The organism is Cryobacterium sp. RTC2.1 (assembly GCF_035018685.1).
GTDB lineage: Bacteria > Actinomycetota > Actinomycetes > Actinomycetales > Microbacteriaceae > Cryobacterium > Cryobacterium glucosi.
Map to the genome: position 1 here is coordinate 1 of NZ_JASJXJ010000009.1, position 22,183 is coordinate 22,183.

The 22,183-nt window shown below is 70.5% G+C and carries 17 protein-coding genes and 1 pseudogene; 11 read left to right on the forward strand and 7 right to left on the reverse strand.

The genetic code is table 11. The annotated features are described in order from the left end of the window. Positions 1-693: pseudogene (locus QN357_RS02415) on the forward strand (hypothetical protein); the annotation flags it as partial. A gap of 100 nt (positions 694-793) precedes the next feature. Beyond that, a complete protein-coding gene (locus QN357_RS02420) occupies positions 794-2,377 on the forward strand; it encodes an ABC-F family ATP-binding cassette domain-containing protein (RefSeq protein ID WP_323504393.1) in 1,584 nt (527 codons plus the stop codon). Positions 2,378-2,397: 20 nt separating this feature from the next. On the opposite strand, the gene QN357_RS02425 is transcribed toward QN357_RS02420, so the two are convergent. Together QN357_RS02425 and QN357_RS02430 are read right to left on the reverse strand one after the other, a co-directional pair. Further along, positions 2,398-4,524 (reverse strand): acyltransferase family protein, encoded by a 2,127-nt coding sequence (locus QN357_RS02425; RefSeq protein WP_323504394.1) that lies wholly within the window; start codon positions 4,522-4,524, stop codon positions 2,398-2,400. 88 nt (positions 4,525-4,612) lie between these two features. Then, entirely contained in the window at positions 4,613-6,763 is a 2,151-nt protein-coding gene (locus QN357_RS02430) for a RecQ family ATP-dependent DNA helicase (RefSeq protein ID WP_323504396.1), read from the reverse strand. A 59-nt stretch (positions 6,764-6,822) separates the two neighbouring features. On the opposite strand from QN357_RS02430, the gene QN357_RS02435 reads away from it, so the two are divergent. Next, positions 6,823-7,545 carry a hypothetical protein gene (locus QN357_RS02435; RefSeq protein WP_134445897.1) on the forward strand — a complete coding sequence of 241 codons (723 nt, stop codon included), beginning with the start codon at positions 6,823-6,825 and terminating at the stop codon, positions 7,543-7,545. A gap of 31 nt (positions 7,546-7,576) precedes the next feature. On the opposite strand, the gene QN357_RS02440 is transcribed toward QN357_RS02435, so the two are convergent. Next, on the reverse strand, positions 7,577-8,209 hold the full coding sequence (locus QN357_RS02440) for a DUF2510 domain-containing protein (protein WP_323504398.1): 633 nt from the start codon (positions 8,207-8,209) through the stop codon (positions 7,577-7,579). A gap of 42 nt (positions 8,210-8,251) precedes the next feature. After that, complete coding sequence (locus QN357_RS02445) at positions 8,252-10,780, reverse strand: glycoside hydrolase family 65 protein (RefSeq protein ID WP_323504399.1); 2,529 nt, start codon at positions 10,778-10,780, stop codon at positions 8,252-8,254. Between the two features lie 77 nt (positions 10,781-10,857). Between QN357_RS02445 and QN357_RS02450 the strand changes: the two genes are divergently transcribed. The 4 genes from QN357_RS02450 (at position 10,858) to QN357_RS02465 (ending at position 15,089) form a co-directional block, all read left to right on the forward strand. Beyond that, positions 10,858-12,210 (forward strand): M18 family aminopeptidase, encoded by a 1,353-nt coding sequence (locus tag QN357_RS02450; protein WP_323504400.1) that lies wholly within the window; start codon positions 10,858-10,860, stop codon positions 12,208-12,210. A 109-nt stretch (positions 12,211-12,319) separates the two neighbouring features. Next, positions 12,320-13,279 (forward strand): NAD-dependent epimerase/dehydratase family protein, encoded by a 960-nt coding sequence (locus QN357_RS02455; RefSeq protein ID WP_166791048.1) that lies wholly within the window; start codon positions 12,320-12,322, stop codon positions 13,277-13,279. Next, positions 13,276-13,953: a MerR family transcriptional regulator gene (locus tag QN357_RS02460; RefSeq protein ID WP_134445892.1), complete on the forward strand. Its 678-nt coding sequence runs from the start codon at positions 13,276-13,278 to the stop codon at positions 13,951-13,953. Before QN357_RS02455 ends, QN357_RS02460 begins: the two co-directional genes overlap by 4 nt. A 95-nt stretch (positions 13,954-14,048) precedes the next feature. Next, positions 14,049-15,089, forward strand: a complete 1,041-nt coding sequence (locus tag QN357_RS02465; protein ID WP_323504401.1) for a hypothetical protein — start codon at positions 14,049-14,051, stop codon at positions 15,087-15,089. Positions 15,090-15,106: 17 nt separating this feature from the next. Here QN357_RS02465 and QN357_RS02470 read toward each other — a convergent pair whose 3' ends face one another. Continuing rightward, positions 15,107-16,057: an oxygenase MpaB family protein gene (locus tag QN357_RS02470; protein ID WP_134445891.1), complete on the reverse strand. Its 951-nt coding sequence runs from the start codon at positions 16,055-16,057 to the stop codon at positions 15,107-15,109. Between the two features lie 91 nt (positions 16,058-16,148). Here QN357_RS02470 and QN357_RS02475 point away from each other — a divergent pair, with 91 nt between their 5' ends. The 4 genes from QN357_RS02475 to QN357_RS02490 all read left to right on the forward strand — a co-directional run bounded on the left by QN357_RS02475 (position 16,149) and on the right by QN357_RS02490 (position 20,128). Continuing rightward, positions 16,149-17,612, forward strand: coding sequence for a cryptochrome/photolyase family protein (locus QN357_RS02475; RefSeq protein WP_323504402.1), 1,464 nt, complete (start codon positions 16,149-16,151; stop codon positions 17,610-17,612). Between the two features lie 76 nt (positions 17,613-17,688). Beyond that, positions 17,689-18,798: an o-succinylbenzoate synthase gene (gene menC, locus QN357_RS02480; protein WP_323504403.1), complete on the forward strand. Its 1,110-nt coding sequence runs from the start codon at positions 17,689-17,691 to the stop codon at positions 18,796-18,798. 91 nt (positions 18,799-18,889) lie between these two features. After that, positions 18,890-19,816 carry a Pvc16 family protein gene (locus QN357_RS02485; RefSeq protein WP_134445889.1) on the forward strand — a complete coding sequence of 309 codons (927 nt, stop codon included), beginning with the start codon at positions 18,890-18,892 and terminating at the stop codon, positions 19,814-19,816. 21 nt (positions 19,817-19,837) lie between these two features. Beyond that, positions 19,838-20,128 carry a hypothetical protein gene (locus tag QN357_RS02490; RefSeq protein ID WP_134445888.1) on the forward strand — a complete coding sequence of 97 codons (291 nt, stop codon included), beginning with the start codon at positions 19,838-19,840 and terminating at the stop codon, positions 20,126-20,128. 5 nt (positions 20,129-20,133) lie between these two features. Here the strand turns inward: QN357_RS02490 and QN357_RS19505 are convergent, their stop codons facing one another. Both QN357_RS19505 and QN357_RS02500 read right to left on the reverse strand, forming a co-directional pair. Beyond that, positions 20,134-20,883 carry an RNase H family protein gene (locus QN357_RS19505; protein ID WP_134445887.1) on the reverse strand — a complete coding sequence of 250 codons (750 nt, stop codon included), beginning with the start codon at positions 20,881-20,883 and terminating at the stop codon, positions 20,134-20,136. Between the two features lie 70 nt (positions 20,884-20,953). Further along, a complete protein-coding gene (locus tag QN357_RS02500; protein WP_323504405.1) occupies positions 20,954-22,135 on the reverse strand; it encodes a MarP family serine protease in 1,182 nt (393 codons plus the stop codon). Positions 22,136-22,183 lie beyond the last annotated feature (48 nt).

The following is a 22,183-nucleotide window of genomic DNA, read 5'->3' on the forward strand; positions in this document are numbered from 1 at the left end:
GTCGGCGAGCCGGATGCGGCCGGGCTCGCGGCCGGGCTCGCGGCCGGGCTCGCGGCCGGGCGGTGCCTGCTCCGGACGGCCCCCGTCGCCCTCGCCCTGCTCGACGACCCCGTGGCGCTCGCCGAGGCCGCGCGGTTGGTGTCGTCCGTGCGCGGCACCGCGCTGAACCGCACCGCACCGACCGACTCGGGACGCCCCGACGCCGACCCGGGCGCCGGCGACGCGGGCGTCCTCTTCGCGCTCTCACTCCGCGTGGCGGTCCTCGAGGGGCGCCTCGATCCCCGGGCCGGGTTCGAGACCCTGCCCGCAGAGGCGCGTGCCGCCTGGGAGGCCCACCTCGCCGCGGCCGGGCGGGGCCGCACCGTCGACGTGCAGCGTGTGGGTCCGGTCGGCTGGATTCTGCAGGGCGCGTGGGCGGTCCTCGGCGACGCGGGCGCCGTGGATGCTTCCCGCGTCGAACCGGTCATCTCCGCTGCCGCGCACAGCGGTGCCGATCCCGCCAGCGTGGCCGCCGCCGGCGCGCTGCTCGCGGGACGGTGGGGACTCGAGGCGGTGCCGGCCACCTGGCGCCGCCGCCTGCATGGACGGCCTGACCTGTTCGGCATCGACCTCGTGCGTCTCGGGATGCTGTCCGCCCGGAGCGAGGTGCCGCACGATCCCGACGACCCGGCCCGGATGGACGTGCTGCGCTGAGGTTCGGTAGCGCTGAGGGTCTGAAGCGCCCGGGGTTTTGTAGACTCGACTGGGCTCCGCTCGCCGAATTCCCTGGGCGTCCCTCGAGAGGACAGCAGTAATGAGCCTGATCAGGCTGAATGACGTCAGTGTTCGATTCGAGAAGACGCAGATCCTGCGCGACGCCTTCTTCCGGCTGGAGCCGGGCGACCGGGTCGGCCTGATCGGCAAGAACGGGTCGGGAAAGACCACGATCCTCAAGCTCATCCTCGACCAGGTGGCACCGGACTCCGGCACCGTCACGCTCGAGAGCGGTGTCTCGATCGGGTACTTCTCGCAGTTCTCCGAACTGGACGGCTCCTCCACCATCACCGAGGTCCTGCACGGCCTCTTCGCTCCGATCAAGGCCATCGAAGCCGAACTCGCGTCGATCGACGCGGCCATCGCCGTGGCCACGGACTTCGACGCCCTCCTGCACCGCCAGGCCGAACTGTTCGAGGACATGGACCGGCTCGGCGGCTGGGATTACCCGCGCCGGATCGACACGGCACTCAGCACCCTCGGTTTCAACGAGGCCCACCGCGTCTGCGCGATCGACGAGCTCTCCGGCGGCTGGCGCAACCGGGCGGCGCTTGCCAAGATCCTGCTCGAGGACCCCGACGTCCTGCTCCTCGACGAGCCCACCAACTACCTCGACGTCGCCGGCGTCGAATGGCTCGAGGCCTGGTTCCGGGACTTCCACGGCGCGGCGATCATCGTCTCGCACGACCGGAAATTCCTCGACGCCGTCGTCACCCGGATCATCGAGGTCGAGAACTTCCACCTGCACGAGTACCCCGGCAACTTCGGCGAATACGTCATCCAGAAGCAGTTCCGGCTCAAGACGCTCGAGCAGCAGTTCGTGCACGAGTCCGAGCTCCTCGCGTTCGAGTCCGAGGGGATCTCCGACCGCAGGGAGGCGGCGAAGGCGGCGAGCCGCACCCTCGACGGCCAGCTGGCGCAGATCAAGAAGGCGAGGGCGCCGCGCCCGGTCGACCAGATCATCACGGAGATCTATCGTGGCCTGCACGTGAAGGACGTGCTCTGCCGGGTCGAGGGCCTCAGCAAGTCCTATGGCGACAAGGCCCTGTTCTCCGACCTGAGCTTCGAGGTCCGGCGCGGGAACAGGATCGTGGTGCTCGGCGCCAACGGCAGCGGCAAGACGACCCTGCTGCGGGTTCTCGACGGCGAGGAGATGGCCGACTCCGGGTCTGTGACCTGGGCGGGCGGCATCGCGCCGGTCTCCTACAACCAGGTCCTCGCCGAGCTCGACGAGAAGGACACCGTCACGCACGCGGTGAACGCCATGCCCGGCAGCCTCGCGTTCACCGCGACCCGCAAGTCGGTGAACCGCTTCCTCGCGATGTTCCAGTTCTCAGAGGCCGACCTCAAACAGACGATCGGCAACCTGTCCGGCGGGCAGAAGGCGCGCGTCGCCATGGCGCAGTGCCTGCTCTCCGGGGCTTCGGTGCTTCTGCTCGACGAACCGACCAACCACCTCGACCTGTCGAGCACCCAGGTGATGGAGCGGGCCCTCGTGCACTTCCCCGGCGCTGTCGTCGTGGTCAGCCATGACCGGTTCTTCACCGACAAGATCGCCAACCGGTTCCTGGTCTTCGGCAGTGAGGCCGCGGAGCCGGGCGAGATCGAGGTCAGGGTCGCCTGACCCCGCCGGAAACGACCCGCTTACATCAGGCCGAGCGCCCCGAGGGCGAAGCGGATGGCCGGGGCGATGTGGGTCGAATACGCAGGAGTCATGTGCACGGTGTCGTACTTGGTCGGAATCGTGCCCGCGAACGCCGGGCAGGCGCCGTTGTAACAGCTGAACGGCAGCGAGGACACGAAGAAGCTGCCGGATCCGTTTAACGCACTGGTCGCCGCCGCGAAGTCCTGCCAGGCCTGGTCGATGCCCGTGTTGCAGTTCTGCGGGCTCGACACCGGCGAATAGCACTGGCCGAGGCTGGCCCCGAGGGGCGGCGGTGCGAGGTAAACGATCCGGCCGGCGGCGTTGTACACGGCCGCCTCCGCGGCCGTCGACGCGACGAGGGTCTCCGCGGAGAGGGCGGTCCGGTCGGGCGTCTTGCCGAGCGCGTATGCGTTCGAAATCACGACGAGCCGCGGGTTGTCGGCCACGATGCGCTGGGCGACGTCCTGTTTGCGCTGGGGGCAGGCATCCATCACGCCGGCGCCGTCGTTCTGCACGGGCACGGCCGTGAACCGGCAGCCGTACAGGCCGATCGTGGTGATCTTCCACTGCCCGTTGCTGCCCTCCGCGATCGCCTTGAACGCGGGGGCATAGGCAAGGGCCGTCGAGTCGCCCACGAGGTACATGTGATTCGGGGCGTCCGAACTGCCCCAGGTGCAGCCGTCGAAGCTCGGCGTGCTTCCGACATCGAAGCAGCCCCTGGCCGGGTTGTTCTTCGACGTCGTCGCGATCGCGTCGTCGAGGGTGGGGGAGAGGTTCCCCGGCCACTCGGTTGACGAGGCAGCCGCGCCGAGATCCGCCTGCAGCTGGGCTGTCGGGTCCTCCACCGGGCCGGGCGCCGCGATGGGTGCTGCCGGGGAACTCGTGCCGTGCAGGGTGACCTGGGCGCTGACACCGATCACGGTCGCGATCACGAACAGGCTCAGCCCGGCAAGAATGAACTGGGAGCCGAACTTCTCCCGCCAGGTGCGCCAGGCGAGGCGGCTGGATTCCGCTGAATCGCCGAACCGGTGCAGCCACGGTGACCGGTGCAGTGGCTGCTCGATGAGGTAGTACGACACGATCGAGAGTGCGAGGATCATGCCGAGGATGACCTGCACGCTGAGCGTGGGGTCGGCCATCAGCAGGAACACCATCACCGGGAAGTGCCAGAGATACAGCGAGTACGAGAGGTCGCCGATCCAGACGCTGAGCGGGTTCGTGAGCGGGAACAGGTAGTGCTGCGGGCCGGTGATGCCGCCGATGATCACGAGGGCGGTCGCGGCGACGGGGACGGCTGCCCAGGGCCCTGGAAAGGCGAGGGCGTCGTCGATCAGGAAGAAGCCGGCCAGGATCCCGAGCAGTCCAGCCCAGCCGAGGAGCCCGCGCAGGGCGACGGGGATCCGGGGGAAGACCGGGGCGGCCGCGGCGAGCAGGGCGCCGACGCCGAGCTCCCACACCCGGGAGAACGTGGACAGGTAGGCGGCGGACGGCGTGGTCGCGCTCTCACCGAGGGCATGACAAAAAGACACGACAATGACGACGACCATCACCAGGCCGAGGACCACCCTGCCGCGGCGGGCGCTCCGCAGGCGCTTCGCGCCCACGGTGAGCACGAGGAGCACCACGATCGGCCAGACGAGATAGAACTGCTCCTCGACCGAGAGCGACCAGTACGGCTGCAGCGGCGAGGCCGGGTCGGTCGCATGGAAGTAGTCCGTGCCGATGGCCGTGAAGTGCCAGTTCGCCGCGAAGACGAAGGCCCAGGCGGCATCCCAGAGCGTGGAGAGCGCCCGCGTGGTGTTGAACAGGAAGTGGGCGAGGACCGCCGTGGCGACCAGTACGGTCACCGCGGCCGGAGCGATCCGCCGGATGCGCCTGGCGTAGAAAAGCCGGAGCGAAATCGTGCCCGTCGTCTCATGGTCGCGGAGCAGGATCCCGGTGATCAGGAATCCCGAGATGACGAAGAAGATGTCCACGCCGATGAAACCGCCGGTCGGCCACATGATCACGTGGTTGAGCACGACCGCGACGATGGCGACGGCCCGCAGCCCCTGGATATCCCGGCGCACGGTGGTTTCGCGTGGCGGCGCCGGAGCAGGTCGCTCGGTCTTGAGTGTCGATGTCACGGGTCTCCCTGGTTCTGAATGCCCGGGGAGTTTACCGGAAGGATGTGTCATCGCGGATGCGTGCGCGGCTCCCGGAACGCGCGCGGACTCAGGAACGCAGCGCCAGGGCGAACGGGAGCACCGCAGAGGTGCCCGCCCGGCGCAGCAGCCGCCCGGCGACGGTGAGGGTCCACCGGCTGTCGGCGAGGTCGTCGATCAGCAGGACCGGCTTGCCGGCGAAGGGCGCCAGGGACGCGGCGAGTTCGGGCCCGACCTCGAAACGGTTCCACACCGCGGCGAGGCGATAGGCGCTGTTCCCGCCGCTGCCGCCTGCGGGCCCGCCGCCGACGAGGTCCAGGGAGCCGAGCCAGGGCAGGCGCCCGGCCTCCGACAGGGCGCGGGCGACCGAGGCGACGAGAAGCGGATGCCGCCGCGACGGCATGCTGATCACCGCGGCCGGTCGTTCGTCCCAGTTCCAGTCGGCGAGCACCCGTACGCAGGCGCTTGTCATCGCGGCGGTCGCAGTGGCATCCGCCGCCTGGACTGCGAAGAGGTCACGGAGGGGTCCGCCCCAGCCGAGGTCAGTGAGCCGGGCGAGGGCGCGGCCCGGGGCGAGACGCTCGCCAACCGGGATGTTGCCGCGCACGTCGACCCCGAGGCTCGCGACCCCGGTCGGCCACTGGGCACGGGGTTCGAGTTCCACGCCGACCCGGTCGAGCGAGGCGGCGGCTGCCGAGGCCGCCGCCACGGCGACGTCGGACGGGTACCATGCGGTCGTGCAGGTGTCGCACCGGCCGCAGGGCACCGCGGTGTCGTCGTCGAGGGCGCGCTGCAGGAACTCCATCCGGCAGCCGGTCGTGCGTTCGTAGTCGATCATCGACTGCTGTTCGGCGAGCCGGGCGGCCGCGATGCGCTCGTAGCGCACCTGGTCGTAGACCCAGGGCTGCCCGGTCGACACCCAGCCGCCGGTGACCCTGCGCACGGCGCCGTCGACGTCGAGGACCTTGAGCAGCAGTTCGAGGGGGGACCGCTTGAGGTCGACGCGCGCCTCGAGCGCCGGCGTCGAGAGAGGGCGACCACCCGCGTCGCCGAGGGCGCCGAGCACGGCCTCAGCCTTATGCTCGCTCGGCATCGACGAGGTCGCGAAGTACTGCCAGATCGCCTCGTCCTCGATACCGGGGAGCAGGAGCACGTCGGCGTTCTCGGTCGCGCGCCCCGCGCGACCGACCTGCTGGTAGTACGCGACGGGGGAGGAGGGGGCGCCCAGGTGCAGCACGAAGCCGAGGTCCGGCTTGTCGAAGCCCATGCCGAGGGCACTTGTGGCGACGAGGGCCTTGACCTCGTTGCGCTTGAGCATCCCCTCAGACTCCTCGCGTTCCGCGGTGTCGGTCTGGCCGGTGTACGCGCGCACGGCATGGCCGGCCTCGCGCAACAGGCGCGCGGTGTCCTCGGCCGCTGAGACGGTGAGGGTGTAGATGATGCCGCTGCCGGGCAGCTCGTCGATGTGGCTGAGCAGCCAGGCGAGCCGGGCTCGCGAGTCGGGCAGCCGAAGCACGCCGAGCCGCAGGGAGGCTCGGGCGAGCGGCCCGCGGATGGTGACGACGCCGGGCCCCGCTGCCTGGCCTGTTGCCGGCGCCGCGGGTGCGAGCTGTTCCGCGACGTCCGTCACGACGCGGCTGTTCGCCGTTGCGGTCGTCGCGAGGACCGGCACCCCGGCCGGCATCGTCGCGATGAGGTCGCGCAGCCGCCGGTAGTCCGGACGGAAGTCGTGGCCCCAGTCGGAGATGCAGTGCGCTTCGTCGACGACGAGCAGGCCGACGCGACTGATGAGCGCGGGCAGCTGCTCGTCGCGGAAGGAGGGGTTGTTCAGCCGCTCGGGGGAGACCAGAAGCACGTCGACCTCATCCCTCCGCAGCTGTTCGAGCACCCCGGCCCACTCGTGCGCGTTCGAGGAGTTGATCGACACGGCACGCACGCCGGCGCGCGCCGCCGCGGCGACCTGGTCCCGCATGAGGGCGAGCAGCGGCGAGACGAGGATGGTGGGGCCTGCGCCCTGGCGGCGCAGCAGCAGGGTCGCGACGAAGTACACCGCGGACTTTCCCCAGCCGGTGCGCTGCACGACGAGCGCGCGGCGGCGGTCGTCGACGAGGGTGGAGATGGCCTCGAACTGCCCCTCGTGGAAGTCGGCGTCGTCGCGCCCGACCAGGGTGCGGAGAATCTCACGGGCGGATGCGCGGGTATCGGTCCGGGTGTCGGTCATCGTCCCAGCTTCGCAGGTGTCGCTGACAGTTCTGCGGGGACGCTCGGTAGGCTCGCAACGTGAAGGTCACCCAGGAACTCGAATCCCGCATGCACCCCGACGCGATCGCCGGCTTCCGGCTCATGCTCGCCGAGGCCCGCGTGAGGGACACGATTCTGCTGCCCGAGCGGGCGATGCAGCGGATGGTGGGACACGTGCAATGGATCCTGCGCCGGGTGGGTGCCGACGGCATCCGCCTCACCGATGCCGGCTACCTGCCGCCGGTCGATGTGCTCGCGGCGACGACGGAGCTCGACTGGGGCTGGCCAGTGACGGTCAACCGTGAGGTGCACATGCTTCCGTTGCAGGAGCTGCGTGACCACCTCCGTCGGGTCGGGCTGCTGCGGGTGAGCAAGGGTCGCCTCATGCTCACGAGCAGGGGTCGGGCACTCGCCGAAAACCCGCGTGAACTCTGGTGGCACCTCGCGCGCACCATTCGCACGAGCCGCTCGCCCGTCGAGGCGGACGCGACGAGCCTCCTCCTGGTGCTCATCGCCCGGCGGGGTTTCACCGAGGCCGCCCTGTTCAAGCAGGCGCTCGCGCTCGGTCTCGAGACCATCGGCTGGGGGCAGAAGAACGGCGAGCGCCTTTCCGCGGATGCCGCGTTCCAGGTCGTGCTCCCCAAGTGGCGCCTCTTCAACCACCTCGGCGTCTTCGAACGGAAGCCCCGCGACTACCTGAACTGGACGATCACCCCGGGCGGGGCCGCCTTCGCCCGCGCGGCCCTGCAGAGCGAGGTCTAGCCGCGGAACACACGCGCTCGCCGGCTGCCGCTCAGGCCGCGATGCCCGACCCGATCGTCGTGAGGAAGAGCGGCACGAGGGCGGCGAACTTGGCGAAGGTGACCAGCGTCGTGACGACGACGATGCCGGTCCAGACCCAGATCGGGGTCAGGCCGCGGCCCGCCTGGTTACGCACGACGATCGAGCGGCCGATCACGTAGATACCGGAGGAGAGGAAGGTCCAGGCCCAGTGGAACGGGCGGGTGAACCCGTCGGCGAGCAGCCGGCGCCGGTCGAAGTAGGCGAGGGTGACCGACGCCGCGTAGACGGCGATGCTGAGGAGCTGGCTGAGGACATCCGTCGCCGACGTCGTCGTGCCGGTGGAGCCCTCCGACAGCCCCCGGTTGAAGTCCGCGGTGAGGTCGGTCGACGCCACGTTGATGAGCGACAGGAGCGGCAGCAGCGTGATGATCCAGATGGCCGCGGTGTAGACGGGCGTGTCCGGTGAGAGGACCCTGGTCGGAGCGAGGCGCCCGTAGACGGGAGGCTCGGGATAGTGCAGGTCCATGGTCCAGGCCGCGCCGTTCCACCAGCGCTGGCGAGGGGAGTCTGCGGGGTCCGGATACCAGCCCGCCGCGGGAGCCGCCGCGGGCATCGGAATGTAATTGCCTGATCCGTCGGTCATTGTGCCCCCACCTAGTCGATTGCGGTCAGTCTAGGGCCTCCGCTACGGGACCAGGGGGAAATCGCGGACCTGGCCCGGGGCGAGCCAGGCGTCCTGGCCCTCCACCCGTACCCGGATCGGCGGGGCACCGCCGGCGCTGAGTGTCACGCGCAGGTTCGTCGACGTGAGCTCGAGCCGGATCGGGTGGTCCCGGTAGTTGATGCTGAACGAGAACGCACCGAGCTCCGCGGGGAGTACGGGGTGGAGCCAGAGGATGTCGTCGCGGATCTCGAGGCCGCTGTAACACCGCACCATCATGTCCACGGACCCCGCCATCGCGCCGAGGTGGATGCCCTCGTGGGTGGTGCCGCCCTGGATGTCGGCGAGGTCGCTGTCCAGGGCCCTGGTCAGGAACTGCCAGGAGCGCTCCCGGTCGCGACGGGCCTCCACCCAGGAATGCACGACGTTGCTCAGGGTCGACCCGTGCGTGGACCGGGACCCGTAGAAGTCCACCGTGGCGACGACGGCCTCCGGCGGCAGCGGGTACCCCAGCCCGTGCAGCAGCCTCCGCAGTTCCTCGGCCGAGAACAGGTAGAGCAGCATCAGCACGTCGGCCTGCTTGGACACCCGGTAGTTGTTCGTGCTGTCGCCCTCCGCGTTGAGGATCAGGTCGAGCCGGCCGAGGTCGCCGTAGCGGGCGCGATACCCCGCCCAGTCGAACTCGGGGAGCGCCTCGTATCCGTCGAACTGGCTGGGCACCCCTCCAGCCAGGAACGACAGCCGGAGCCGGCTGCCGATGTGCCGCCAGCGGTCGACCTCGCCCGGGCGCAGGCCGAGCCGGTTCCAGAGCGGCCGGCAGCTGCGCCCGTTCAGCACGGCGACCATGTCGACGGCCCGCGCCATCAGCCAGGCGGTCATCACGTTGGTATAGGTGTTGTTGCGCAGCCCCGTTCCCGGCGCTCCGGGGGCTCCATCGTGGAATTCGTCCGGTCCCATGACGCCGGTGATGTCGAAACGGTCGGCGCTCTCGTCGTACGTGGCCAGGGCCGCGAAGAACCGGGCGACCTCCAGCAGCAGTTCGGCACCCTGGTGGATGAGGAAGTCGACGTCCCCTGTTGCCTGGTAGTACGTCCACACGCTGTACGCGACGGCCAGCCCGACGTGGCGCTGGTTGTGGGAATGATCGGGCATCCACTCGCCGGTGCGCGGGTTGAACAGTTCGGCCGGGGTCACCTCCCGCCCGTCGATGCCGCTCTGCCAGGGGAACATCGCGCCCTCGAGGCCGGCGGCCGTCGCGGCCGCCCTGGCCTCGGCGAGGCGCCGGTACCGGTAGCCGATGAGCGCCCGGCTCAGGTCGGGGCGGCGCAGGGTGAGTACCGGGTAGACGAAGACTTCGTCCCAGAACACGTGCCCCCGGTAGCCCTCCCCGGTGAGCCCACGGGCGGGGACGCCTGCGTCGAGGTCGGCGTCGACGCCGGCGAGGGTCTGCAAGACGTGGAAGGTGTTGAGGTTGAGCGCGAGGGACTGGTGCTCGTTGTCGTCGAGGTTCACCGCGAACTCGTCCCAGAGCCCGCGCCATTCACGTTCGTGCGCGATGAGAAGGTCCGCCGGGTCGGCAACCCGGCGCATCCACGCGGTCACGGCGAAGGGCGCCGACACGACGGCACGGTCCCTCGACGTGCCGACGATGACGGTCTTCTCCACCCGGACCGGGCGTCCAGGCTCGAGGTGCAGCTCGAACTCGTGCGCGACGGAGCCGGGTTCGCTCAGGAATCGTCGGGCCACCGTGATCTCCCGGGGTGGGCCTGGCCGATCCGCGCCCGCAGGGTCGGCCTCGAAGACCCGGGTGCGCGCGGCCATCGCTATGTGCACGCCCGAGACGGTGGTTTCCATTTCGAGCAGCACGGTGCGGTCATCGACCTCGGTGCGGGCACGTGGCATCAGGTGCCTGTTCGTGAGCGCGGCATCGGCCGCCACATTGCGGTTCGCGACGCGGCCGTCGACGGCCGAGCGCACCGTCACAGGGCCGGACCAGCCCTCAGCCTCAAAGGTCGTCTCGAGCACGGCGACGTGCGGGTCGGACTGGGACACGAAACGCCGCGAGGTGACCGTTGTCGTGTGCCGGTCGGCGTCCCGAAAGCGGATGACCCTGGTCAGCAGGCCGCGCCTGAGGTCGAGTTCCTGCCGGTAGTCCAGGACTCCGGGATCCTCTGGCCGGAACCAGTCCGCGGTGCCGATGCGGAACGACAGGGCGAGCCAATTGGGGGCGTTGACCATGTGCTCATCGTCGCGGGAATGGCTGCCGAGCTCGGTGTGAACCGGGTTGTAGACGCCGGCGAGGTAGGTGCCCGGGTAGTGCACGGCATCCGCCGAAGCCTCTGGGGCAGCGCCCCGGGTGCCCCAGTAGCCGTTGCCGAGGGCGCAGAGTGCTTCGCGGACGCCCTCGGTGGCCGGGTCGAAGCCCTCGAAGCGCAGCACCCAGGCGTCGGCAGCCGCGTCGCCGCCCGCGACGGCATCCGCGACGGTGCTCGGCGGGCGCCTCGGAACGGTGCTCGCATCGGCGGTGTTGCTCGGCCGGACGGTCGGGACCATGGCGCACCCTTCTGCGGTCATCCGTCCGGCGAAAGCCCTCGTGCATGCCCGTCGCCGGCCGGTGCTTGGATAGGGGGATGACCTTTGCACCGGATTCGCACCCAGAGTACATCGACGACCTCGCCGGCTTCATCGCAGCGTCGCCGTCCTCGTACCACGCCGCCGCGGAACTCGAACGAAGGCTCGAGGCCGGTGGATTCACCCGGCTCGACGAACGCGATGAGTGGCCGGGCAGCGCGGGCAGCACGGTCGGCGCGAACGCGGCCGTGGCCAGGCGGCACTTCATCGTGCGCGACGGCGCGGTCGTCGCCTGGGTGCAGCCGGCAGGGGTCGGCCCGGTGTCGCCGTTCCGCATCCTCGGTGCGCACACCGATTCGCCCGGCTTCAAGCTCAAGCCGAAGCCGACCATCGGCAACCGGGGCTGGCTGCAGGCCGGCGTCGAGGTCTACGGCGGCCCGCTGCTCAATTCCTGGCTCGACCGCGAGCTCGAACTCGCCGGGCGCCTCGTCACCCGAGACGGCACGGAGCACCTCGTGCGCACCGGCCCGTTCCTGCGCATCCCGCAGCTCGCCATCCACCTCGACCGTGACGCCAACAACGGCCTCACCCTCGACCGCCAGCGCCACCTGAACCCGGTCCACGGGGTCGGCGACCTCGATGCCGCGGACCTGCTCGCCCACCTCGCCGGCCTGGCCGGGCTCGAGGCGGCGGATGTGGCCGGTTACGACCTCCTGACCGCCGACTCCGCGGCCCCCGCGCGCTTCGGCCTCGGCAACGTGCTTTTCGCCGCCGGACGCCTCGACAACCTGTCGTCCGTGCACGCGGGACTCGTCGCGCTCCTCGCGGTCACGGACGACGACACGGCCGGTCTCGACGCCGCCGCGGGCGTGGTCCAGAGCACGAGTGTCCTCGCCGCCTTCGACCACGAGGAACTCGGTTCCCAGACCCGTTCCGGCGCGAGCGGACCGCTCCTCGACGATGTCCTGACCCGGATCGGGGCCGGACTCGGCGCATCCGCCTCGGACAAGCTGCGTGCGTACGCCGCCTCGTGGTGCCTCTCGGCCGACGCCGGACACCTCGTGCACCCGAACTACCCAGAGAAGCACGACCCGGTGAACCTGCCGGTCCCCGGCGCGGGCCCGCTGCTCAAGATCAACGCGACGCAGCGCTACGCCACGGATGCCGCCGGTGCCGCCCTCTGGGCCCGCACCTGCGCGCAGGCGGGCGTTGCCTACCAGGAGTTCGTCTCGAACAACACGGTCCCGTGCGGCTCGACGATCGGCCCGCTGACCGCGACCCGGCTCGGTATCCACACGGTGGACGTCGGCATCGGGCTCCTGTCGATGCACTCGGCCCGCGAACTCTGCCACGTGGCCGACCCGGTCGCACTGAGCGCGGCGATCGGCGCCTTCTTCGCTCCCGGGGAGTGACGGCGGCCCGACGAGGGGGTAGCGGATACTTCCACTATCGGATATTCTCACTATCAGATAGTTCATGTATCTGATCGGATGGTCGTGTGCCGTCCCGAAGGAGAATTCCATGGCCACCCAGCTTGTCGTCGGCGCCGGTTATCTCGGCAGTGCCCTTGCCCGTGCCCTCGTCGAGCGCGGAGACACCGTCGCTGTCGCCACCCGTTCCGGCACCGCCGTTGCCGGCGCCACCGCCCGCATCCTGGACGCCGCGGACGCCGAGGCCTTCGCCGCGGCGGCCGAGGGCGCGGCCACGATCTTCCTCACGACCGGACCGCGTCAGTACAACCGTTGGCCGGAGCTCTGGCCGCCGATGTTCCGGGCCGCCATCGTTGCCGCGCGCCGATCCGGGGCCCGGCTCGTGCTGATGGGCAACCTCTACGGCTACGGAGAGGGCAGCCCGATGCCGATGACCGAGGCGACGCCGCAGCATCCGACCGAGCCGAAGGGCCGGGTGCGCACCGAGGGCTGGGAACTCGCCCTCGCCGCCGCGAAGCGCGGGGAGATCCAGGTCGTGGAGGTGCGCGCGAGCGACTACTTCGGCCCGGGCGCTGGCAGGACCTCCCAGCTCGGGAGCGCCTTCTTCGGTCCGCTGATCGCCGGAAAGACCGCGCGCGTGTTCGGGAGCCCCGACGCCCCGCACAGCTGGTGTTATCTGGCCGATATCGTCGCGACCCTCCTCGCGGCGGCGGACTACCGGGGGTCGTGGGGTCGCGCCTGGCACGTGCCGGCGGCCGAACCGCTCTCTCGCACAGAGCTCGCCGCCCGCGTCAACGCACTCACGGGCAACCGCGGGAGCCTGGCCAGGCTCAGCCCAGCGATGTTGCGCGTTCTGGGGATGTTCGTGCCGTTCATCCGCGCCGCCAACGACTCCGACTACCAGTTCACCGCCCCCTTCGTCGTCGACGCCGCAGAGACCGAACGACTGCTCGGTGTGGCTGCGACACCCTGGGAGGAGTCCCTTCCCGAGGTCATCGCGAGCTACCGTGCCCTCGAGGCCGCCGGACTGCAGGCCCAGGACGAGCGATGAGAATGGCAGAGCTGAGCACCCGGAGCGGGACCGCCGTCGCGACGATCAAGTATTACCAGCGTGAGAACCTCCTCGCCGGCGGGGAGCGTTCCGGACCGAACCAGGCGCTGTACGCGGAGTCGCACCTCGAGCGCATCCGCCTCATTCGCGGCCTCACCGAGGTCGGCGGGCTGAGCGTCGCGGCCGTCCGGCGGGTGCTCGAGGCCATCGACTCCGAGCTGTCGCTGCCGGAGACCTTCGAGATCGCCCAGCACTCGGTGTCGGCGACGATCGATGAGTCCGCGGTGAGCGCGAAAGCCCTGGCCCGGGTGGACGCCCTCACCGCCGGCTGGCATGTCTCGGCGGCGAACCCCGGCCGACTGGCCGCGGCCCGGGTCGTCGACACCTTCGCCGAGGTCGGCCAGACCGACGCTCGCGGCTGGTTTGACCGGTACGCCGCCGCCGCCCTGCTGGCCGCCGAGGCCGACATCGACGAACTGGATGCGCGGGTCGACCGGGCCGCGAAGGGCGAGACCGTCGTGGTCGGCACCGTTCTCGGCGACAAGCTCTTCTCCGGCCTGCGCCGCGCCGCGCAGGAACACATCGCCGCCCTTCGCTACGGCATGCCTCCCGAAGCGGCGCCCGAGCCCGCGCCGGGGTCCGCACCCGAGGCGGCACCCGACCACACCCCCTGAACATCGCACGAGAGCACGAGAGCACGAGAGCACGAGAGCACGACAGCACGAGCTACCGCACCGCCACGCCCGACCGACAGAACAGGGAGCGCCCCATGAACACCCCCGAGTTTCCAGAGACCCCGGCGTCAGGCACCACGGCACCGCCGGCATCCGCCGACAACCGGCGAGCGATCACCGCGTGGCCCGCGCTGCGCACCCTGGCCTGGCATCGACCGCTGCTCGCGGCGACCGCGGCCATGGCGGTGCTCGTGGTGGTCTGCCTGGTCGGCCTCCTGGTCGATCCGCGCAGCCTCACCGGCGCGCCGGTCTGGGCCAAGCCGCTCAAGTTCTCGATCAGCGTGCTCGTCTACGCGGCGAGCCTCGCCTGGCTGCTCGGGATCCTTTCGGCGCGTCGTCGCCGACTGGCCTGGTGGATCGGCACGGTGTCGACGATCGCACTTGTCATCGAAATGGTGATCATCGTCGGCGACGCCGCCCTCGGCATCACGAGCCACTTCAATGTGTCCACCCCGGTGTCCGCGACGCTCTGGTCGGTGATGGCATTCTCCATCGTGCTCGTCTGGATGGCCGCCCTCGTCACGGCGCTCCTGCTGTTCCGTACGGACCTCGGCGATCCGGCCCGGGCGCTCGCGATCCGGGCCGGCACCGTGATCGCCGTGCTCGGGATGGGCCTCGCCTTCCTGATGACCGGGCCGACCGCCGCGCAACTCGACCACTTCCAGGGCATCGCCGGCGCCCACACCGTCGGCGTCCCTGACGGTGGCCCGGGGCTGCCGCTCCTCGGCTGGAGCACCGTCGCGGGTGACCTGCGGATTCCGCACTTCGTCGGCATGCACGCCCTCCAGGTGATCCCCCTCACGGCACTGCTCCTCGAGGTGCTCGCCCGACGGGTGGCGCTCGTGCGCCCGCCGACCGTGCGGTTCCGGCTGCTCTCTGTCGTCATCGCGCTCTACGTCGGAGTTCTCGCGATCCTCACCGGCCAGGCGCTCGCGGGCCAGTCGATCGTGCGCCCCGATGCGCTCGTGACGACCCTCACCATCGCGCTCGTCGCTGCCGTCGCCGTGGCGGCGACGCTCGTGCTGTCCGCAGCCTCCCGCGCCGCGATTCCGCCCACGGATGCCGCCGCGCCGTGAGGTGTCGCAGATCGAGGTTAACTGGGCCCGGGAACGTCGATCTGCGACACCTCAGCGTCGGGCTCTGGCGCGACGCGAGCACGGGCGATGCGGTCGATGCGGGTCCGGGCCGCGTCCTCCGACGTCGACGACGCGCCGAGCAGCATCCGCACGATCCCGAGAACCGCCCCGGTCGCCCACACGACGGGGAACACCGAGCGGCGCAGCCCGAGCAGCCGCCGGTACTCGCGGGGGAGCGATGCGACCGCACCGGCGAACATCACCCGGTAGAACGGCAGCATCCCGCGCCGCAGCGGCGGATTGCGGATGAAACGCACCGCCTCGGCGACGCGCTCGTCGCTCTTCAGTACCCCGGCATCCGTGAAGGCGGCCAACTGGGCGGCGAGCTCCGCCGCCGACCGCGGCGGGTGCTGCACTCCCACCAGCTCGCCGGCCTTCGCCCACTCGCGCACGTACCCGTCAGCGCCACCCGGGATGCTGCCTCCCCACAGCTTGTGGGACTCGAGGAAGGCATCCGTGAAGACGATGTGCACCCAGGAGAGCAGCTCGGCGTCCCCGGCGGCGTAGGGCCGCGAAACTCCCGCCGCATCGAGGTAGGTGCCCGTCACCCGGTCGTGGAAACGCCCGACCCGCGTCGACTCGTCGGTCGCGACGGTCGTGTCGGCGAAGGTGACCGTCACAAGCCACTGGATCGTCCCGGAGAGGCGCCCGAGCGGGTCCTCCCGGTACCGCGACCAGTCGTGCACCCCGGCCATCGCGCCCGGGTGCAGGGTCTGCATCAGCAGCGCGCGGATCCCGGCGACCATCGTCGCCATCCCGCCGTGCACCGCCCACGCGGCCGACCCCGGTCCGAAGAAACCGGCGTCCTCGCCGAGTTCCATCTTCTCCACCCACGAGGGCCGTCCCTCGGAGTTTCCGGACAGCGTCGAGAGGAGATGCGACCGCCAGCTGTCCGTGAACCTGCCCATACCCGAGGTTAACCGGCGCCGGCTGGGCATCCGCCCCGAACGGCACGACCGGCGGAATCTGATGCGCTTGCCCGGCTCTAGAATCACGACCATGCCGGTGCCCCGATTCCTGTTCGCCGACCAGCTCGGACCGCATTTCGATGACGGCGGACCGATCGTCCTGGTCGAGGCCGTCGGGGTCCTTGGCCGCCGGCCGTACCACCGGGCGAAGGCGCACCTGATCCTCAGCGCACTGCGGCACCGGGCGCGGGAACTCGGCGATCGGGCGGAATTCCTGCGCGCGGAGCACTATCGCGACGTGCTCTCCGGACGCCCGCTCGAGGTGATCGATCCCACCAGCTGGGGGGCGCGGGCGCTCGTGGCCGAACTCGGGGCCGACGTGCTGCCCAGCAGGGGTTTCGTCACGAGCGAGGCCGACTTCGCGGACTGGGCGGCGGGCCGACCGGCCTCCCGGCTGGTGCTCGAGCAGTTCTACCGCTCGGTGCGCGCCCGGACCGGCGTCCTGATGCGCGGCCCAGACCCCGAAGGCGGCCGGTTCAACTTCGACCACGACAACCGCCGCCCGCCGCCCCGTGGGGCCGTCGGCCTCGGCCTGCCCGACCCGTGGACCCCGGTCGAAGACGAGATCGACGCCGAGGTGCGCCGCGACCTCGACCGGCTCCAGGCGGATGGCCGGATCACCCTGATCGGCCGGGACGGACCGCGACGCTTCGCCGCGACCCGGGCCGAAGCCCTGGCCGCCCTCGACGACTTCATCGAGACCCGGCTGAACGACTTCGGTCCCTTCGAGGACGCGTCGCTGCGTGGAGACGATGCGATGGCGCACTCCCGGTTGAGCGTTCCGCTGAACCTGGGGCTGTTGCACCCGCGGGAGGTGATCGATGCGGTCGTCTCGGCCCATGCGAGCGGCGCGGCGCCGCTGCAGAGCGTCGAGGCGGTCGTCCGCCAGCTGATGGGCTGGCGGGACTGGGTATGGCACCTCTACTGGCACCTCGGACCCGACTACGTCGGCGACAGCAATTTCCTGGGCGCCCACGAGCCGTTGCCCCGGTCGTTCCGTGAGCTCGACGGCTCCGGCGTGCGCGCGGCGTGCGTCAGCCACGTGCTGAACGCCGTTGCCGACACCGGCTGGGCCCATCACATCCAGCGCCTGATGATCCTGGGCAACCAGGCCATGCAGCGCGGCTATCACCCGGGCGAGCTGAACGACTGGTTCATTGCGGCGTTCGTGGACGGCACACCGTGGGTGATGCCGGCCAACGTCGTCGGGATGTCCCAGCATGCCGACGGCGGCATAGTCGCGACCAAGCCATACGCGTCGGGCGGCGCATACATCTCGACGATGAGCGATTTCTGCGGCGGCTGCCCGTTCAACCCGAAGAAACGACTCGGCGAGGATGCCTGCCCATTCACGGCCGGCTACTGGGCCTTCCTCGACAGGGTCGAGCCGCGCATCCGCGGCAACCACCGGATGAGCCAGCCGCTGGCCGGACTGCGACGTCTCGCCGACCGTGAGGCCGTCGTCGCGCAGGAGCGCTCTCGCACGGTGTGGTGAGCTCCCGGGTTCTTTCGAAGCGTTAGATTCAGGGGGAGGGCGCTCGTGGCCGGGGCGCGAGACGGAGGAAACCGGGATGAAGATCGAGAACATCGAACTGCGTCGGGTGCGCCTCCCGCTCGTCAGCCCGTTCCGTACCTCCTTCGGCTCGGTGTCCGAGCGCGAGGCCCTCCTCGTGCACGTGACAACGGCGGATTCCGAGGGCTGGGCCGAATGCGCCGCGGAGGCCGAGCCCCTCTACAGTTCGGAGTTCCTCGACGGCTGCGAACTCGTGATCCGCGACCACCTCGCCCCGCGGCTGAACGCGGCCGGCGAACGCCTCACCGCCGAGCGGGTCGCACCGGCGCTCGCCGCGGTCAAAGGGCACCGGATGTCGAAGGCCGCCCTCGAGACCGCGATCCTCGACGCCCAGCTCCGCACCTCGGGAGTCTCGTTCGGGGGCTACCTCGGAGCGGTGAGCGACCTCGTCCCCGCCGGGGTCTCCGTCGGGATCATGGACTCGATCGACCGGCTCCTCGCCGCCGTCGAGGGCTACCTCGACGAGGGGTACCTCCGGATCAAGCTCAAGATCGAGCCGGGCTGGGATCTCGCCCCCGTGCGTGCCGTGCGCGAGCGCTTCGGGCCCGACGTGCTGCTCCAGGTCGACGCGAACACCGCATACACACTCGCTGACGCCCGCCACCTCGCCAGGCTCGACCCCTTCGACCTGCTCCTGATCGAACAGCCGCTCGCAGAAGACGACATGCTCGGGCACGCCGCCCTCGCGACCCTCATCCAGACCCCGGTCTGCCTCGATGAATCGATCGAGTCGGCCAGGGACGCCGCCGCAGCGATCACCTTCGGCGCGTGCAGCATCATCAACGTCAAGCCCTCCCGGGTCGGCGGCTACCTCGAGGCCAGGCGGATCCACGACGTCGCGGCCGCCCACGGCGTTCCGGTCTGGTGCGGCGGCATGCTCGAGACCGGCATCGGCCGGGCGGCGAACGTGGCGCTCGCCGGGCTGCCCAACTTCGTTCTTCCGGGGGACACCTCCGCCTCGAGCCGCTACTACGCCCAGGACCTGACGAAGCCGTTCGTGCTCGAGGACGGCCACCTCCGGGTTCCGACCGGGCCGGGCATCGGCGTGGAGGTGCTGCCCGACGTGCTCCACGACCTCACCGTGTCGAGTTCGGACATCCGTTTCTGATCCAGCGGCACGAGAAGTCCTCGACCTGCGCGGTCAGGCGGAGTAGCGTGAAATCGGTGGCGGGTCCACTGCCCCAGAAGCCGGAGTCGCCATGTCCTCGCTCTCGAACTACGGGCAGGTGATCGCGGCCACGACTGTGGCGCTCCAGTCGATGCTCGCCGGGTCGCCCTTCGGACTGAACGTGACGGCGCGCAGCCTCGACGTCGCACGCACCGGGGTCACCGGGTCGTCGATCAACCTGTTCCTCTACAGCGACAGCCTGATCAGCTATCGCGAGGCGAGCGCACAGCATGGGCCCAGCCGGGTCATCGCGGAGTTGCGCTATCTCGTGAGCGCCTTCGCGGCCGACATCGAGGACACCGACGCGGCAAGCCACCGCGACTTCGGCACCGCACAGGCCGCGATCGAACGGCATCCGGTACTCACGGTTCCCGTGACGTCGAGCGAGAAACTCCAGGTCTGGCTCACCCCCTCTCCGCTCACGACCGAGGTGCTCACCTCGCTCTGGCAGGCATCCGCCGCCCCCCTGCGCGTTTCGTTCGCGGTGATGGCGTCATTCACACTCGACACGACGGAACGGGTCACGAAGCTCGGAACGATCCGGGACGTCGTGAAGCTCGCGGGCGCCGGGGCGATCGCCGTGTTCAGCGGCACGGATGCCGGTGCGAAGGCCGCGGCGGCGGCATCCGCTGCGAGCGAGCTCGGCAAGGCCCTCGTCACCGTCGGGCTCGACAGTGTCGTCGCGTCGTCCCCCGAGGAGACCGATGCGACGCTCGATCGGCTGTTCGAACGGGTGAAAGAAGAGGGCGCCGTACTCCTGGTCGACGACGCCGACGCCGTCTTCGGCGTGCGCCCCGAGGAACTCGACCCCGACGACCCGTACGCCGCGATCGACGTGGGAGCGGTGCTCGACCGGCTCGGGAACGCCCCGAGCGTCGTGATCATCGCGCTCACGGATCTCTCCGGCGACGAGCTCGCCGATCGCGCCCGGGTCGAGGTGCGGTTCCCCGCTCGCTGAAGCCCCGCTTACGCTGAGGGAATGCCCTCGTTCCGGATCACCATGACCATCGGCAGCCTGCAACCCGGGGTCGCCCCCGACTCCGTCCTGCCGGCTGCTGCGGCCGCCGCGGCCGAGCTCACGACCGTCGAGGCGTCCGACCTGGCCGTCGTGGCCGGTTCGGCGCGCGCGACCGTGCGCTTCACCGCGGACGATGCGGCCTCAGCGGTCCGAATCGGCGCGCACACCCTCGCGGGCACCCGCGTCCGCGCGGGAGTGATCACGTGGCAGGTCACCGAGCGCGTCCACGGCCGCTGGCTGCCCGTCCACTGACCCCGCTAGATCAGGGTGCGGAGCGCGTCCTCAACCGTCAGCCCGAGGCGCGCTGCGTGTGCGGTGAGGCGGGCGTGCTGCTCGGCGGTGAGCGTGAGGGAGACCTCATGTGCGGCGGCGGGGTCTGCGGCGTCGTCGAACGAGAACAACTCCGGATGCGCCGCGCGCGCGGGCGGAGCGGAAACGGCCCGGCGCACGGCCGGCTTCTGCTCTCGCGAGGCGGCACCGGCTGCAGGGCCGACCGCAGGAACCGCAGGGGCCGTCTGGGCCGCCGGTGCCGCCGGGGTGCCCGCGCGCACGAACCCGGGACCCTTCGGGATCGGCCCACCGCGCTGGTACGCCTCGGAGACGGCCCTGGCCCGGGCATCCGCTGCCTCGTTGAGCGGGTGGTTCGCGTGTCCCTTGACCCATTCGAACCGGTAGCGACGGCCGGCGAGCGCCGCGTCGATCTCCTGGAGCAACTCGAGGTTCAGCACCGGCTTGCCGTCGGCCTTGCGCCAGCCCTTGGCCTTCCAGCCGCGCATCCACTTGGTCACCGAGTTGATCACGTACTGGCTGTCGCACAGCACGAGGAGGTCCTCGTCGAGGTGCGCGGTCGCGCGGAAGAGCTCGAGGACGGCCTTGAGCTCGCCCTGGTTGTTGGTGGCGTGCTTCCAGCCGCCGGCGTCCCAGCAGGAGTCGTCGACGTACCAGGCCCAGCCGGCCGGTCCCGGGTTACCGAGGGCCGAACCGTCGGCGGCAGCGGTGATGGTCATGGTGGCCTCTCCTCGGGGAGCGGTCTCGCTCCCCGGTGTTCTTCCCTATTTTCGCATTGACCGGGTGAAGCTAGCCGACGACGCAGTGCCCGGGCTCGACGGAGTCTGTGAGCGATGCGGCCTCTGCGGCGACGGGGGTGACGGACTCCATCGCGAGGGCGTAGCCGATGTTGGCGGTGACCGTCGACTTCGCGAAGACGACGCCGACGACCTTGCCGTCCTGATTGAGCAGCGGCCCGCCGGACTCGCCGTGCTGGATGTCCGCCGCGAGCGTGTAGATCGACCGGGAGGTCGGATTGTCGCCGTAGATGTCACCGACGACAGCCGGTGCGACCGCGACGACCTCCGCGGGTCCGGTTTCGAACGGTCCGCCGTACGGATAGCCGTCGCTCACGGCCAGGCTTCCTGTCGCGAGGTCCGCACCGAGGCCGAGAGGTTCGGCATCGAGCCCAGCGACGGCGATGACGGCGAGGTCGGCCGCCGGGTCGAAGTACACGACGGTTCCCGCGCGGGCCGTGCCGTCAGCCGACTCGACGACGGGCTCTGAGACGCCCGCGACGACGTGCGCGTTGGTCAGCACCCGGCCCGGCGCGATGACGAAGCCGCTCCCGGACTGATTCTGCCCGCAGGCATATGCCGTCCCGACGATCTTGAGCACGGAATTCTGCGCGGCGAGCAGTTCGGCGCTCGTGCCGGTGACGACGGGAACCGTGGGCACCGGCCCGTTGAAGGCCTCGATGACCCGAGGGATGCCCTCGGTGACGACCATCGCACGCAGCTGGGCGAGGAAGGCCTTGACCGGATCGGGCGTGAGCGAGTCGATCGACCGCACCACCGTCGACGAGGCGATCGCGGGCGACAGGACCGGCACCCCGAGCGACCCGATGCTGAAGGCGAGCATCGACACGATGCTCGCTGCGACGACGACGGCGATGCCGGCGCCGAACACCCGGTCGACGACGAGCAGCCGTCTTCGGGCCGCTCGGGGACGGAGCACCCTGCCGAGGGTTCCGCCGATCGACAGGCCGCCGAGCAGGAGGACGGCGGCGGTGGCGAGGGTCGCTGCGGTGCGCCACTCCGCTGCAGGCACCCAGGCTCCGACGAGCGGAACGAGGAAGTATGCGGCGATACCGCCGGCGACGAGGCCGGCGATGCCGCTCAGGCTGCCGATCAGGCCGCTGCGGTAGCCGGAGACGACATAGCCCAGCAAGAGCAGGACGAGGAGGACGTCCACGATGGTCGAAATGGGCATAGCTCCAAGACTACGTGGGGAGTTATGCACAGGTTGCGTTCCTTGCGC